The organism is Spirosoma humi, from assembly GCF_054776575.1.
On sequence record NZ_BAAHBR010000015.1, the window covers coordinates 1,370,811 to 1,387,149 of the forward strand.

The 16,339-nt window shown below is 52.7% G+C and carries 11 protein-coding genes; 7 read left to right on the plus strand and 4 right to left on the minus strand.

Going from position 1 to position 16,339, the window contains the following annotated elements:
• Positions 1 to 29 precede the first annotated feature (29 nt).
• The 5 genes from ACYU8Y_RS21985 (at position 30) to ACYU8Y_RS22005 (ending at position 8,413) form a co-directional block, all read left to right on the plus strand.
• Positions 30 to 1,520, plus strand: a complete 1,491-nt coding sequence (locus ACYU8Y_RS21985; RefSeq protein WP_460940257.1) for a hypothetical protein — start codon at positions 30 to 32, stop codon at positions 1,518 to 1,520.
• Between the two features lie 7 nt (positions 1,521 to 1,527).
• Positions 1,528 to 4,962 (plus strand): hypothetical protein, encoded by a 3,435-nt coding sequence (locus tag ACYU8Y_RS21990; protein WP_460940258.1) that lies wholly within the window; start codon positions 1,528 to 1,530, stop codon positions 4,960 to 4,962.
• A gap of 32 nt (positions 4,963 to 4,994) precedes the next feature.
• A complete protein-coding gene (locus ACYU8Y_RS21995) occupies positions 4,995 to 6,353 on the plus strand; it encodes a hypothetical protein (RefSeq protein WP_460940259.1) in 1,359 nt (452 codons plus the stop codon).
• Complete coding sequence (locus tag ACYU8Y_RS22000; protein ID WP_460940260.1) at positions 6,346 to 6,921, plus strand: retropepsin-like aspartic protease family protein; 576 nt, start codon at positions 6,346 to 6,348, stop codon at positions 6,919 to 6,921. Before ACYU8Y_RS21995 ends, ACYU8Y_RS22000 begins: the two co-directional genes overlap by 8 nt.
• Positions 6,922 to 7,000: 79 nt before the next feature.
• Positions 7,001 to 8,413: a WG repeat-containing protein gene (locus ACYU8Y_RS22005; protein ID WP_460940261.1), complete on the plus strand. Its 1,413-nt coding sequence runs from the start codon at positions 7,001 to 7,003 to the stop codon at positions 8,411 to 8,413.
• A gap of 330 nt (positions 8,414 to 8,743) precedes the next feature.
• Here the strand turns inward: ACYU8Y_RS22005 and ACYU8Y_RS22010 are convergent, their stop codons facing one another.
• The 3 genes from ACYU8Y_RS22010 to ACYU8Y_RS22020 all read right to left on the minus strand — a co-directional run bounded on the left by ACYU8Y_RS22010 (position 8,744) and on the right by ACYU8Y_RS22020 (position 11,086).
• Positions 8,744 to 9,589, minus strand: a complete 846-nt coding sequence (locus ACYU8Y_RS22010; RefSeq protein WP_460940262.1) for a hypothetical protein — start codon at positions 9,587 to 9,589, stop codon at positions 8,744 to 8,746.
• A gap of 63 nt (positions 9,590 to 9,652) precedes the next feature.
• A complete protein-coding gene (locus ACYU8Y_RS22015; protein WP_460940263.1) occupies positions 9,653 to 10,744 on the minus strand; it encodes a hypothetical protein in 1,092 nt (363 codons plus the stop codon).
• A gap of 6 nt (positions 10,745 to 10,750) precedes the next feature.
• A complete protein-coding gene (locus tag ACYU8Y_RS22020; protein WP_460940264.1) occupies positions 10,751 to 11,086 on the minus strand; it encodes a PKD domain-containing protein in 336 nt (111 codons plus the stop codon).
• A gap of 153 nt (positions 11,087 to 11,239) precedes the next feature.
• Here ACYU8Y_RS22020 and ACYU8Y_RS22025 point away from each other — a divergent pair, with 153 nt between their 5' ends.
• Entirely contained in the window at positions 11,240 to 14,920 is a 3,681-nt protein-coding gene (locus ACYU8Y_RS22025; RefSeq protein ID WP_460940265.1) for a PAS domain S-box protein, read from the plus strand.
• Positions 14,921 to 15,037: 117 nt separating this feature from the next.
• On the opposite strand, the gene ACYU8Y_RS22030 is transcribed toward ACYU8Y_RS22025, so the two are convergent.
• Positions 15,038 to 15,571, minus strand: coding sequence for a collagen-like triple helix repeat-containing protein (locus ACYU8Y_RS22030; protein ID WP_460940266.1), 534 nt, complete (start codon positions 15,569 to 15,571; stop codon positions 15,038 to 15,040).
• A gap of 440 nt (positions 15,572 to 16,011) precedes the next feature.
• Between ACYU8Y_RS22030 and ACYU8Y_RS22035 the strand changes: the two genes are divergently transcribed.
• Positions 16,012 to 16,338 carry a PadR family transcriptional regulator gene (locus tag ACYU8Y_RS22035; RefSeq protein WP_460940267.1) on the plus strand — a complete coding sequence of 109 codons (327 nt, stop codon included), beginning with the start codon at positions 16,012 to 16,014 and terminating at the stop codon, positions 16,336 to 16,338.
• The last annotated feature ends 1 nt before the right edge of the window (position 16,339 follow it).

The following is a 16,339-nucleotide window of genomic DNA, read 5'->3' on the forward strand; positions in this document are numbered from 1 at the left end:
TGTTAGGCACAACACAAACCTCAGAAAGCATGGCTAAATTATTTGTGTTCGCCATTGGCGGTACCGGCTCGCGGGTGTTGAAAGCACTCACTTTTTTGCTGGCATCGGGCGTTAAAATGAACAATACCGACGAGGTGATCCCCATTATACTGGACCCCCACGCCACCAACGACGATCTCCTCCGGACCAAAGACCTGTTGCGTGAATACGGCAACATCCGGGCGGGGCTGCAAACCAAACCCACATCGGGTTTTTTCAGCACCGAAATCAAAACACTCAACCGGGCTATCGGCGGCAACGCAACCATTGCCGATACGTACGTCTTTGAGCTACAGGGCGTTCAGCAGGAAAAATTTCGGGATTATATCAATTACGAAGGATTAGACGCGCCCAGCAAAGCCTTCGCTAGTCTGCTATTTTCGGAAGAAAACCTGGAAACCAAGATGGACATCGGCTTCGTTGGCAACCCCAATATTGGCAGCACGGTACTAAACCAGTTCCGCTACTCGGATGTATTTCAAGCCTTTGCCGAGAACTTCGGGGCCAACGACCGAATCTTTATTGTCAGTTCAATTTTTGGCGGTACGGGTGCCGCCGGTTTCCCGATTTTGCTCAAGAACATTCGGGGGGCGCAGGCACTTGGCCAGATTCCGAATCCGGCCTTTTTAACGAACGCCAAAATCGGTGCCGTCACCGTGATGCCGTATTTCAGCCTGACCACCAACGAGAACAAACTGATTGACCCGGCCTCGTTTATTGCCAAAACCAAAGCCGCCCTGAGTTATTACCAGAAGGGCGTTAACCCCTCGGTCAATGCCCTGTATTATATCGGCGACGATCAGACGAAAGCCTACACTTACGACCCCGGCGCAGGCGGACAGAAAAACGAAGCCCACTTTGTCGAGATGGCGTCGGCATTGGCCATTGTCGATTTCATGAACACCGACGACAGCAGCTTAGCGGTATCCAATGGCAAACCAGTCAGCCCGGTTTATAAGGAATTTGGCATCGAGCAGGATGGCTTAAGTATTCAGCTTGGTAATCTGGCTGGAGCCACGAAGCAGATCATCAGCTTGCCGCTTTCCAAAATGGCGTTGTTCAGCACCTACCTGAGCCAGCGGCTGCGGCTGGCGGCTGGCACGGTCCAGTGGTCCAAAGCTAACCCGACCATTTCCACTTCGTTCCTGAACTCGGGCTTCTTTACCAGCGTCAAAAATTTCGATGCGTCGTTCCGGCAGTGGCTGAGTGAGATGCGGGGCAACAAACGGTCGTTCGAGCCTTTTCTGCTCGACGCGGCTAATCTGGGCCATACCGTACGGGGATTCGAGCCAAAAAAGAAAGGCATTTTTGGCGGTGAGTCGGATGTAAAACTGGACATCGTGGATGATCTGGATCAAACGCTCAACAAAACGGCCGAAGGGAAAGCCTACGGCAGCGAAGCCGATAAGTTTATACAGTTATTTTCAGAAGGCACCGAGCAGTTCGTCCGCGACCGGTTGCCGAAAGTGATGGATTACTAGGAAAAACATGCCAACAACATTCAGCCTACATAACCCTACCCCCGGTCTTCACTGGTACGTCAGTAAACCACTGGGTACCGATCAGATTGCGGCAATTCGTGACCCGCAGGGTGGTCAGACCGTAAAGCAGCCAACCTCTATTCCGAGCCCGTTTGCCCGGATGGATCTGGTCCGGTCGGCCTTCCTGAACCTGGCGATCAAACCGGACCTCAGCGGCACCATAAACGACCAGCGCATCGTTTCGGACTGCCTGGATGTGGGTGAGTTGTTCTTTAATTACGACAAGCTTAAAACGTTCGTTACCATTACACCATTCGATATCCGCACCGATCTCGAACGGTTGCGGCAGTCGAGCAGCCAGGGCCACAAACGACTTGGCGACGCCCTGAAACTGTTTCTGGATCAGGATGCAGCCGAATACAATTTCGACGCCATCAATCGGCTATTCGTCCTCAGCTACCGGGGACGGGTGGTGGGTGGCACATCGCCAAAAACATTGTTTTTCAGCTCGGGAAATGATCTGAGCTGGGTCGATGTGTCGATGGGTAACGATCGACTGTTCGATGCATCGGTTTGCCCTTTGCACCAGCGCGATATCGAATACCAGAAATTCTGGTACGCCATCAAGCTGTTCATGCCCAACTTCAGGGATCGGTTTCGGGAGGTCGATGATTACCTGAACCGCAGCCGTGCCCTGTTGCAGCAGCAGAATCCAGCCATGTTCTACGAACATATCGAATCGCATAACGGCCAGCCCTTACTGACCCGCGAAAAGTTCGATCAGGATTTTGACGAGTTAACGACCGGGCCGGGCGATGTCGTTGAAGTGCTGGGCTTCCCGCTGCGCAAGAAAAAATCCGATGTCCGCGCCATCGATACGGTGAGCGACTTCATTATCAAGTCGGACAAATACGCACGGCTGAATCCGAACCAGCCACGCCCGATGGCGTTGCAAAACCGTTTTTTCCGGCAGTTCACCTATGTACCGCAGGCGCAGTGGAATTCGAATACGCCGGTTCCCTACTACGCCCGCGAGTCGTGGCGCGACAACCAGCGGCCCTTGCCGGGCCAGCCGGGCAACTATCCCTGGCTTACGGTTAGCGATTTGCTGGAGCCATATTTGATCCGGTTGCCTTTCCCCACAGACCGGGGTCGGTTCTTTGACGGCAATCTGCAAACGTCGGCTACCGACAAAGGATTTCTGTTACCGCTTAAAAAGGACTTCTTTGATTTTTTCGATGTAGAGGATCTGTTGCAGGGTCGTGTACGGTTGAAGATGACCCCGCAGGGTAACGGCATCAATGTCACCCTCGATATTCCCGTTACGGCTCCAAATCAACCGGGGAATCAGTTTGTGACCTTCGAGCGCGTATACAATCCAACCGTGGGTACGTCGAATGCACCAAACGAGACGACCAATGAGGGAATTATCGTCGAGAATTCGTTTACGGTCAATATTTATCCCTTCGTGCGCTCGGGTGCCGTTTCGGTGCCCGCCGACTATCGGGTTCAGTTGATCGAGTCTGGCTTCGATAGCCAGAATCAGTATGAACTGACCTATTTCCGGCAGCAGGCCAACGCCGAAGTAAAACCCGAATCGAAACACCAGCGCACCGTTCGGCAGCAGAACACCGATGGATCGAGCGTCTACTATGTTTTGCGGGAGGAGTTCGACTACCTGCAAACGCACATACGCGCCGACGGTCGGGATATGAACGGCATTATTCTCCCCCGCTGGCAGGAATACAATGGCGGCAGCAAGCAGTTTGAATTTTCGGTGGACTTCGGCACGACCAACACGCACGTCGAGTACAAAGTAGATGGCGGATCGCCCCGCCCCTTCGATGTGGCCGAATTGACCCCGCAAGTGGCAACGCTGGTGGCTCCGGCGCAGTACAATCCAGCGCTGTTCGAGCTGTTCCTCTTGTACGATCTGGAGTTTGTACCGCCCACCATAGGTCCCGGTCGGCCGGATAGTTTCCCGACGCGCACGGCCATTGCCGAACCCATGAACCTGAGCTACAACCAGCAGACCCAGGCACTCGCCGACTTCAATATTCCGTTCTACGTCGAGCGGCAACCGGCGGGTTCCAATCGCATCACCACCAACCTGAAGTGGGCCAAAAACAACGACCAGACCGAACGGCGGGTAGAGGCTTTTCTGGAAGAATTGCTGATGCTGATCAAAAACAAGGTTCTGACCGAAGGGGGCAATCTGACCCAAACGACCGTTTACTGGTTTTTCCCGGCCAGTATGACGCCCGGTCGCGTAAGCCAGCTCCGCACCGACTGGCAGGAACTGTATGATCGCTACATTGGTGGGGCACCGGGTCGCCTGCGCGAAGTGTCGGAATCCGTGGCACCGTTCTATTATTACAAACAAAACCCAACGTTAAGCGCGTCAGCCCGCCCCGTCATCAACGTCGATATTGGGGGTGGCACCTCCGACGTCGTGGTTTATGAGCGCAATGAACCTAAATTACTGACTTCGTTCCGGTTTGCGGGAAATGCGATCTATGGCGATGCCTTCAGTGAGTACGGAGCTGCGAGCCACAACGGATTCATCCGCAAATATGCCGACCGGATTCAAACTCTTCTGGAAAGCCAAAGCCTTGGCAACCTGAGTGATAACAACCGGCGTATGCTGGATACGAATCGTTCAGAAGACATTATGGCATTCTGGTTCTCCATTGAAAAGAGCAACGATGTGAAGGCCAAGAGCATGCTGTCGTTCAATGGCATGCTGGCAAAAGATGAGGACATGAAGATTGTCTTCGTCCTGTTCTATACGGCCCTGCTGTATCATATTGCCCGCCTGATGAAGCACCGGGGCATCAATTTGCCAGGCGCCATTACGTTCAGCGGAACGGGCTCGAAGCTGCTGACGATTATCAGCACCGACGATCAGATGCTGGGGAAACTGGCGCGGGCTATCTTCGAAAAAGTATATGAACAGCCATATGATACAAGTGGCCTTACACTCTTCTACGAGCGCAAAGGGCCTAAAGAAGTAACCTGCAAGGGTGCGCTGATGCAGCCCGCCAACAACCGGCCCGTCGATACAGAAGCGATCAATTATGTGTATCCGGCTACGTTTAACGATGAATTTTCGACGCTAACCTACGCCGACCTGCGGAAGCCGGAAGTCGTGAACTCGCTGCTGAAAGAGACCAACGAGTTTATCGATTTTTTCTTCGCTATTAATCAGCAGTTTAGCTTCGTCAGGAACCTGAACGTGTCCTCCCGATCGTTGGTCGTGGCGCAACAGGAGCTGCGGACACATCTGGACACTTCGCTCATGGATGGTATTCAGCGGAAAGAAAGCGAAGTAGCTGCCGAATACAGTGGTATGATCGATACGCTCAGCTCGCCAATCGAGGAAACACTATTTTTCTACCCGCTCATTGGGGCAATCAACAAGCTGGCCAATGCTCTGGCGTAGTGACTATTTTTCCGACTACTAAACCTACTCGTATGCCCAAAGTAGCTTACATAGGCGTTGTCTCGTTGTGTCTGTCGGCGTCGCTCACGCTGGCACAGAATGCCAATCAGGCAGCCGTCGATACGTTGACAAAAGATGTGGCGGTGGCGGTTTTCGCGGGAATCAACCAGCCGAAAGCACAGGAAATCTATACGCAATTGCTGGACTGTGGAGAGGGTTGTGATCCACAGCAGGTCATTCGGGGCGTGGGTAGCTGGGACCAGGTTGGGGCAAAAATGCAGGAACTGGCTATGCTGAAGAATACAGCAGCCTTCGTCGGCATGTCACCCGCCGATGCCAACACCGCCATCCGCAAACAACTGGCCCAGTTCTACGCGAAATACAAGAGCGACAAGAATTACGGCAAGCCCTTGAGCCCGGCGGTTCAGGCCCAGATACTCGCCAAACTGGATGGCATGCTTCCGCCCGCCGTGGCCCCCGAGCCATCGTCCCAAGCCGAAAAAACAGCTGCGGCCGAAGCAGCCACAGACGACGAAACGAGCATAAGCCCGGAAGCGCTCCAGCTCAGTCAACTGGAACGTCAGAAAAAGGAGGCAGAAGAAAAACAACTTTGGATGATGATACTAGGTGCCCTCGCAGGACTGGTCGTTGGGGCCGGTGCCGTTTACCTACTGGCCTATCGGTCGCTCAAACATGAAGTTGACCGACTAACCGAAGAGAATGGAAAACTGAGCAAGCAGAATGATGGTTTGTTGCGCAGTAAGCCAGCCAATGAACCCCGGCCGACGAACGAACCCCGGCAGCCACAAGGTGATCTGCGGCAGAAAGCCAGCGCCTACGACGCCATTATAACCGAATTAGGCACTAATAGTCCGTTGGTGGCTATCCAACAACTTAAACAACAGGCCAATAAACCAGCACCAGCCTCTGCACCGGCACCGGTAGTCCGCTCGGGAGAACCAGTCATTCCAACGGGGTCGATCAATGACCCCATGCCTGCTCTGACGCAACCCGTAGCTCCCATTCAGGTGCCGACAGCATCGGTGGAGCCCCCCGCTCCAGCCAGGTCAGAGGTCTTTTACTTTCCGCCCCCTGACCCTACGGGACAGTTTGACAGTCAGCAAAAAAGCGGTGTTCTTTCGCCCGAGTCGGCGTATCGGTTTAGCATCAACGCCAGCAATCCGGCAGTGGCTTCGTTTCGGTTCGAGGCTGAACCAAGTCGGGTGGCCCGTTTTCTGACCTACCGAAACTACATGATCGAACCCGCCTGCGACAGCGAAAATAGCTATACGACTTCGCACACCCGCATTGTTATGCGCCGGGATGGGGAGGCTGTTCTGGAAAACGGCACCTGGCGCGTGAAGGCAAAAGCACTGATCCGGTATGAATAAAGTCCTCATTAGTCTACTGATCGTCGGTCATGTACTTTACCTATCCGGTTGTTCGGGCTGTTCCCGATCGGGCAGCCATCAACCCCGCCGAAGCAAGCGTAGTACCGCCGATAAAACGGAACAGCCTTCGACCCAAACGTCCGTTCCGGCTCCTAAGCCAACGCTGACGAAAATGGGTAATGGCCCAACGGAAGTGGTTATGGAGAAGGCGAATGGGGTTTATAAAGTGCCCGTGACGATCAATGGGACCCCCATGAAGTTTATCCTGGATACGGGGGCCAGCCTGATTTCGATCACCGCGACCGAAGCTGCCTTCATGGAAAAGAACGGCACGATTACGGACGACGATATCGTCGGGCAATCGCGCTTTCAGGATGCCAGTGGGGCTATTTCTCCCGGCGCCGTTATTCGGCTCAAGTCCGTACAGATTGGCGATCGCGTGCTGGAAAATGTTAACGCCAACGTCGTTGCCAATGCCAAAGCACCCTTGTTGCTCGGCCAGTCAGCCTTATCTCAGTTTGGTAAAATTTCTGTCGATTATCGACGTAATGTTGTGACGTTCGACTGAAATTCGGTGTTTTGTAAGTTGTAAAGGTGGTAAGTGTATGACGTACTGCCTTGATTTTTCTTTTCTACAACCTGTCACCATGACCGAAACTGAACTGACCGACCGACTCCGTGAAGCCATTGTACTCGACGGCCCTGACGTCTGGCGTACAAACGGGTATCTCGGAGATGCCCGGCAGGCCGGTCTGTCAGAAGCCGATGCGCAGAAACGGGCAGCCGCCATCAGCCAGGAAGTTGCCAACAACAATCTGCTGTTTCAGAATATTCGGGCGCGCATTGCCCGGTTAGCGCAGCCATCCCGCATACATTTGTACGATCAGGATTTGAACCAGATCGTCAACGCAGCCAGCTCATTAAAGCTTTCGCCCGATTTTGTGCGGCATCAGTGGGTGCCAACGGTCCTGAAACGGTTAGGCCCTGAGTCTGAAGCGCAGCAGCCCCAACCTGTAGCAGAAACGACCGTACGGACCCCGCCGGTAACTGCCGAACCCGCCATTGACGCGTTTGTTGACAGGACGCCGGAAGCCCCAAAGCCTGCCGTTGTTTCTCCCGAACCTGTCCAACCTAGTATCCCGGTAGTTGAGCCACCAGTTTACGTAACACCAACGGTAGCGCCCGTTGAGCGACCCGTGAAGCCGCCCGCCCCGCCAGAGCCTGCACCCGTTGTCCGGTCGTTTACGGCTACGCCCGCCCGTGTCAGTAAAGGCCAACCGGTTACCCTGGCCTGGGAAGTGGACAACCTGCTGGCCGTGACGATCGATGATTTGGGCGAAGGCCTGTCCCCCACGAATCGGGGCTGGGTAAAGCCCACCAAAACAACGGAGTATACGCTCTTTGATGCAAACAATAATCCATTAAGTACGGTACGTGTAGAAGTCATTAAACCCGACCGTAGTGGCTTATATGGTGTTTTATTCGCGCTGGCTCTACTGGCGGTGATCTACTGGTTCATCAAAAGCAACAATAAAAACGACGGAAACGCAACCATCGATCGTAAGGTGGAACAGACAACGAGCGCTTCGAGCGAGCGCTCGTCAAGCCGAAAAAAAAAAGTAAGACGGGAGAAACGCCCGCCAAAAACAGAAATAGATGAAGCGGCATCTTCCCCCGCCAAACCAGCCACCGAATCGGTAGCAACACGGCAGGAACCCGCCCAAAAAGCAGACCCATCCGTCAGCAAACCTATTCCGGAAGAAAAGACGGCTTCGGTCAAACCAGTGACCAAGCCAGCAACCCCCGCCGATGCTCGTCAGGGTAAATACGAAGAAGCCTTCGGTGATAAACCGTATGATAAGATTGAACTGGGGACTGATGAGCGAGGCTGGCGTCGGGCCCGAAGCAATGGCCGTTGGGGCTACGTTAATGAGAAGGACGAATGGGTAATTCAGCCAGAATTTGAGGCCGTCACTCCTTTTCGGGGCAACACAGCCGCCGTGTTCCTGAACGGCCAGCTTATGACCATCAACCGGTCAGGTGAGCAGATCAAAAAGTAGGGGATTTACGATGCCCGACTAATTCGGATTTTACATAAATAATAAGCGCAAGCAGTTGGTTTAAGCCTATAAGATTTTAGAAACCTTATAGGCTTAACCAGACCACTACTCCTTCTTGGCTTTCTTCTCCCGTTTCTCTTCTTTTTTCTCCTTTGGGGTTTTCGCCGGTTCTTTCTTGACGCTTTTCCTGGCGTCCTGACTCTTTGCCATAACAGTCTATTTTTTAGGAATTAGTTTTTCATTTTACGATCCTCCGGCATAAGCAAAGCCCGGCAGGGAGTCGCCGGGGCGACTTCTACCTTGTAACGACTTATAGATTTTTTTATTTTCTTACGGTCCCAGCGTTACGGTAAGCTTCTGAAAAGATGTCCAGTAGCCTGAGGAAGTTAGTCCAATTCCATTACCGGCCAGTAGTCGGAATGGATACGGGCTACTGCGAATTTCCTGAGCATTCACATAAAAATGCAGCTCCTCCCCTTTGCGCTGTATGCTGAGCCGATTACGGTTCTTTTCAACCGATACGCCCGGCGAGAAAAAATCGGCTGGCATATAGTCACTGGCCGTTTTTCCATTCGATACGCGCACCACTGACACTTCTCCCTTCTCGTTCATCGTGAAGGCATTGTAGTTTAACGAATCGACGACTCCGAACAGCACGCCCCCCATGGGAACACGACCTGAGTCAGCCAGTACGTCCACTTTTATGGTGAAAAAATCAGCGTTATTCAGGTTGATATCTCTTGGTAGTTCAACGGCGCTGAACGCCACTTGCTGGGTAGTTGTATTCCGCTTACGAATACTGTATCGACCAAGGCCAATCTGGTAATAATAATCCCCCTTGTTACCGGCTTTCCAGCCATTTCGATTGGTTGCAAAGTCGCCCGCGAATGCCGGCCGATAATCCGATGTGCTGTTCGCTAACGTCGATGGGCGGGCCGGTACTACGGGCGTCGAGGCAGTGCCGGTTTGTGTCCGCTCGGTGGGTGTACCCGTGGCCGGACTCATTGAGGTATTGAGGGACGAGTTGGTTTGTAAGCGAGCTGTCGGCTTCAGCGTCACTTTCTGCCATTCGCTGGAAGCTGAATATACGGCCGACTTTTCCCGTCGCCCAGCCGACTGGGCAAAACTGCTCGTTACCGAAAGGGTTGTAAAGGCAATGATTAAATATAAACGCATCGTTGGTTTGGTAAACCTATTTGGCTGTTGAGCCCTATAGGGAAGTAAGTTTGTCAAAGTCAACTAAAACGAATACCGCACTAAAGCCGTTGGCCGTCCAGCCTGAAGACTGGGACTGATCGTAACCGATTGATACCGTCGGGCTTCTTTCTGGTTATTGCGAACACCCTTAATAAACGTCAGAATAACATCGGCCGCGGCAACGACGAGCGCCCCCCGCGTAGCCATAAAGTAGGCATGGTGGTGATCGTTGGCCGTCTGGTAATAAGGCTCACCAGCCACCATGTTTTTCTGCTGTTCATAGACCGCGTACGCATCGTTCGCCTTTTGCCGTTCCATAAATCCGTAAATCAGCAAACCATAACACCCAACCGTGACCAGAGGGCGCAACCCTACTTTGGGCCGGGGTGTTTGCACAAAAATATTTCCAATTCCGGGTGCGACAGCGGATACCAACGCCCAGGCAGGTCCGGCGTAACGTCTTCGGGCCGGACCAGGCTCGTCGGCGGGTACCGTTACCGGGCTGGACGGGGTTGGTTGCCCGGAAGGCTCAACCCTTGGCACCGTGGCCTGCGGAGCCGGAGTCGACACAACGGTGGGTTCAGGTACCGCTTGCCGGGGTATGGAATCTGCCAGAACAACTGTGGCTCGCCCCCGCTTCGTTTTCTTGACCGGTAACGCTGGTGCCGACGTTTGTGGAACGGGCTGAGGATCCGTCACCGCTACGGGTTCACGTTTGGGTACAACCGTAGCGGGTGCCGGTGTGGTTACGGCTGGTTTCTGAACGACAACGGGTTCGGGCTCTATTGGCTGACCCGGAGACAGCCCAGTCCTGACAAAAACCTTCGCCTGGATTTCCTCATTCAGCGAGTATCCATTCGCCAGCGCATTCCAGATGATGCGTCGATCGGAGCCCGCCGTTACTCGAAAGCCGACGTCACCCCGAACAAATTCCGGCGAAATACGCAGGGCACCACGGATACGACTACGGACTTCGAAATAAACGGAATCGCCATAGCGGGTATTGATCAGGTCATAGCGAATTTCGAGTTGCGACGAATCGGCCACCCGAATCCGGACATTCCGAATGCGCTCCTGCGCCCGCCCCGACAAGGCCATAGCAAAACAAAATAAAAGCGTAAAAACGAAGCGCATGGTGGGTTAGTTACTGACGATGATTTGTCGGGTGGTAGTAAAGCGGTCGTCGCACGCGTTAGCCAGTGTCAGGATAATGACATAGGTGCCCGCTTTCTGGTAATTATAGGTTACCCGCGTTCCAACGCGGCTTTTACCACTGCCATCGCCGGGATCCCACCCAGTAGCCCCAATGTCGCCCTGGGGGTTTTCGAGGAAAAATGTTACGTCTAGATGGCCGGCGGTGTATCCGATACCGGCAGTCGGTTTAGCACATGTCGGAAACGTTTTTTTTGTTAAATCAAATGGCTCACAGGCCATTGTAGCCAGCAATACCAACAAATAAATAGACCGTTTATTCATACTTACTGTAAGGATTGTCGGCAAAGTAAACAATACTTGGGAAATGAGCGAACGCGTTAAAAACTAAATCCGTTTCTTGCATTCATTTCGGCAGTAGCCAACATTTTTCGTAAATTTAAAGAGTCCAACGACACTTAACTCACCGACTTACCCATGCGCTGGTCTGCCAAAACGAAAGATGAACTAGTAGCCGAGATTCAACGGCTACAACACGAACGCAGCGACGTAGCCGTAACGGATGTGCTGCCTGCTTTCGATGTTCGGCATACGGTTGACCAACTGAATCTGGTTGGTCTCACCATCGAACGCGATGGAACGCTCAGTTATGCCAACCCCTATACCTACCGGGTGACGGCCTGGCAACCCGAGCACATTATCGGCAAAAACTTTTTCGACGTCTTTATTCTTCCCGCCGACCGGGCCAAGCTCGAAAATGAGTTTGATGAAGCCGTGACCAAAGGCGGATTTCCTGAACAGAAAGAAATTACGATTCTGGCCCGAAGTGGCGCGCTGCGCAGTGTGCAGGTCAATTCGTTTATCGTCAATGGTACCGATGGGCAGGTATCTTCGTTCACTATCATTGGCGAAGACGTAACGAACAAGCGACGGGTTGCCTCGGCTCTTTCCAATACCAATGCCCAATTGCAGGATCTGGTGGATAACACCTCCGACCTGATTCAACTGCTCACGCTTGACGGAAAATTCATCTTTGTCAATCGGGCCTGGCGTGAAGCTCTTGGCTACAGTTCCGACGAAATTTCGGCCCTCAACCTGCGCGACGTACTTCATCCCGATTATGCCGAAAGTACCCTCGGCCTGCTCAAACGCATTCAGGAAGGCGATAAACTCCCTTATATAGAAACCGTTTTTCGGGACAAGTCCGGGAAAACCCTCTTTCTGTCGGGAAGTGTAAACTGCCGTTTCGACAATGGACGTCCTACGGCGTTTCGCTGCATCATGCACGATACGACGGGCAAGCTCCGGGCCGAGAAATCGCAGAAGCTTTACTACAGCATCGCCAACTGGACCATCAACACACCCAATCTCGGCGAACTGTATCACAAAATTCACGAAGAGCTGGGCAACATCATGGACGCCCGAAATTTCTTTATTGCCCTGTATGACGCGAGCAAAACCTATTTATCGTTTCCCTACTACGTCGATGAATATTTTGGCGGCAACATGCGGTTTACGAAGCGCAAACTGGGCAATGGCCTGATCGAGTACACGATTCTGGCGAACAAACCCTTATTTCTGTACGAAAAAGACATCCGGAAACTCGCCGACCGTGAACACGTCGATCTGTATGGCCAGCTTCAGCCGCAGGTAATGCTGACGGCACCGCTTCGTATTGGCGACGAGATTACGGGCATTATTGGCGTAAAATCATACGATGATGCGCAGACCTACGGTCCGCGCGACCTCGAACTGCTGGAATTTATTTCGGGACAGGTAGCCCTGGCCATTGCCCGGAAGCAATCGGAAGCCCGGCTGGACAAACAGAATGCCCGACTGAATGCTATTTTCGACAGTAGCACGTACCTGATCTGGTCGGTGAACAAGGCGTTGAAGCTGACCTCCTTCAATAAAAATTACGTCCGGCTCATGGAAGACCAGTTGAGCGAAGCGCCGTCTCTTCAGACCAGCACCCCCGATCTGGGCTGGCGGATGATTGGGATTGACAATCGAAGACTTCTGGAAGAACGCTATCGACAGGCATTCCGGGGCTTTGCCCAAAACTTTGAGTTATATTTTGAAACACCCAAGGGAGAAACGTATCTCGAATTTCACCTGAACCCAATTTTGCTGGCCGGGGGCGTCATCGAGGAAGTATCGGGTATTGCCCGCGATATCACCAACCGCAAACGAGCCGAAATTGCCACCCGTCAGAGCGAAGAGAAATTCCGGGGTATTTTCGAAAACCTGCAGGACATCTACGCGCGTGTCGATCGGAAGGGGCGCATTACAATGATCAGTCCGTCCGTATTTAAACGGATGGGTTACACGCCTGACGAAGTGCTGGGGCAGGATATTACCCAGTATTTTATCGACGCCAACGAGATTCGTCATGCCATGTTTAAGCTGGCCCGCAACCGCAGCCTTCGGAACTTTGAGGCCAGCATGCGCCGTAAGGACGGCAGCGAACGCCAATTCATGTTTAACATGCTGATGCTCAACGACGGTTCGGGTAGCAACTCGGTCGTGGCCGTGCTGGCCCGCGACATTACCGAGCTGAAGCGGCAATCGGCGGAACTGGTGAAAGCGAAAAACGAGGCCGAGCGATCCCTGAAAGTGAAAGAGCAGTTTCTGGCCAATATGAGCCACGAGATCCGGACGCCGATGAACGGCATTATCGGCATGATCGACCTGCTAAACGACACGCAGTTAGACGAGGAACAGCGCAGTTATGTCAAAACCGTCAAGCGATCGTCGGAGACGTTGCTCAATATTCTGAACGACATTCTGGACCTGTCCAAGATCGAGGCTGGGAAAATGGTGCTTCATGAGTCACCAGTAGCCTTCAAGGAGATTTTCGAGAAGTTGATTGCGCTATTCGGGCAACAGGCTAACTCGAAGAACAATGAGCTGACCTACCACCTCGGTTCTGATTTACCCATGTTCGTTATCGCCGATCAGACCCGGCTGCTGCAAGTACTGTCTAATTTAACCTCGAATGCCATAAAATTCACCGAAAACGGCACCATTCGGATCGAGGCAACGCTACTCAGCAAACACGGGAAGTTCAACCGAATCCGGGTGGCGGTGAAGGACTCAGGCATTGGCATCTCCCCACAAAACATCAACCTGCTCTTCAACTCGTTTAGTCAGGTCGATACATCTTCCCGCAAATCGTTTGGCGGTACGGGTCTGGGACTAGCCATCTCGAAAGAACTGGCGACGCTGATGAAAGGCGAGATTGGGGTCGATTCCACCGTGGGAATGGGTAGTTCGTTCTGGTTTACCATCGAACTGAAAGAAACCAGCATTAGTCCCACGCAACAAACGACGGAAGTTGCCGAAATTGCCCTGGCCAACTTCTTCAGCGACTACCATCCCAAGGTGCTGCTGGTCGATGACAACGCCGTAAACCGCAAAGTGGCCAGCGAAATTCTGCGCAAATCGGGGTGCGTCGTAACCACGGCCGATAGTGGGCCAGCCGCCATTAGTGAAGTCCAGAAAACATACGATAGCGCAACGGAAGCAAGTTTCGATGTTATTTTCATGGACATTCAGATGCCCGATATGGATGGCGTGGAAACGACAAAAAATCTGCGCAAATTGTTTGGTAATCAACTACCAACGATTGTGGCGATGACAGCCTATTCAATGCGTGAAGATCGTGAGCGGTTCATTAGCCAGGGACTCGACGACTATATTGCCAAGCCGATCCGCGCCCAGAGCCTGATCGCTAAAGTAAAGGAACTCACCGATACGAAACGGGCGAAGCAGGTCACAACTCCGGCTAAACCGGCCCGACCAGCCCAACCCACCGCCGACCTCAAACTACCGATTATCGATGAAGAGATTGTTGGGCAGCTTCGTGACATTGGTGGGCAGGAGTTAGTTGACAGCATCATGGAAGAGTTCGTGACGGAAGCCACCGACCTGGTGAATGGCGCCTTGGCGGCTTACGACCTGGGCGATATTCCTACCGTGAAGAGCCATCTGCACACGTTAAAAGGAAGTGCGGGCACCATTGGCGTAGCCCGTATGGCCGACATTGCCCGAACGGCCGAAGGGAAATTAAAAGTCAATGACACCAGTGGCTTGCTGGATGCGCTCCATGCCCTGGAAGAGTCGTTCAACGAGTTTCTGACAACCTGGAAAAGCTGATGGATTAGTTCGTCCGGCGCCTTCACCCGATCCAGCCAGCGACCAGTAATTGATTCGATTAAAGTTAAACGGTCCTGTATCCCATTAGTAAGCAATGGGATACAGGACCGTTTAACTTTAATCAGGAATGTTGAACGCCTTCCGAACCGCCTGATAATCGGCATAATCGATGGCGGCCCGGCGACCGCCAACAGCTACCGCACCCGGTATAATGACGTATCTGAATTGTTGGGTAGTAAGCGCATAAGAGGCTCTGAGTTCAATACGCCCTACATAAATTCGTTGGTGAACCGTAAAGGTAGTGGTGCCGAAAGTCTCTGCGTATGGCAGGCTTAATATACGGCCACCTTCATTCCAGTACACCCGAACATCGGCCTTATCCAGGACGGCCTGTGTGATGGGGGTCGCCGTTATATTCGCCGTAAACAACGTGCCACTTCCCGAGAATGTAGTACTGATCCAGGGCGAATACTGCACATCAGCGGTGCCGGTTGGGCCCTGCGGACCTGTAGCGCCCGTTGGTCCGGCTGGCCCGGTTGCGCCCGTGTCACCTTTAGGGCCAGGGTCGCCGGCTTTAGGCTGACATTGTTGAAAACAGATTGAAACGATAAAGAGACAGGCAGCGATGCCTGTGAATTGTAAACGATTCATAAAGCTAGTGATTAGTAGTTTGACCTTACTTTGCGAAGAGAAAGGTCGAAAGCAAGCTGTTCTTTTTCAAGAATTGCCCCCCAAACCAGGTAATAGTACGCTTACTATCAGTAGTTTACCTTCCTCTCCTGACCGTTAACTCAGCCTTTTTCAGGAATGGCAGCTGATTCAGGGATAGTCGAATCAACCGGCCTCCAGGCGAAGTTGGCTCTAGGTACTCTTGCCAACTTCCGGATCGTCGCCACCAGGCCCGTTAAATGGGTTCGTTTCTCTCGACCAGCTGTCCACAAACGTACTTTCCTTGTCCGATTCTGGACAGCCAATTGATTTTATGGATAAGATTATAGGCCTGGATTGGCTAGAATCAATCTTTTTCTTCTTTGGCAGGGCATTTGTTTAACAAATAACAAGGAAATAAAACCGGAACGTAGCGGACGGGTATGAACAGAGCCTATTTGGGGGAATTCGAAGAACTAGTTTTATTGACAGTCGCTGTACTGGAAGGACAGGCTTACGGGGTAGCGGTGGCGAATGAACTGAAGCAGCGGACCAACCGCATCATCAGCCTGAGTGGGGTGCATATCGCTTTGTACCGGCTGGAAGAGAAGGGTTTTGTTTTATCTGAGCTTGGGGGTGCAACCAATGAACGGGGCGGACGTCGGAAACGATTCTTTACCGTTACCGCTGCAGGCAAACAAACTCTGAGCGAAATGAGAGACGTACGCAACCAACTCTGGGACGCTATTCCAACGACTTCGCTAATCTAAT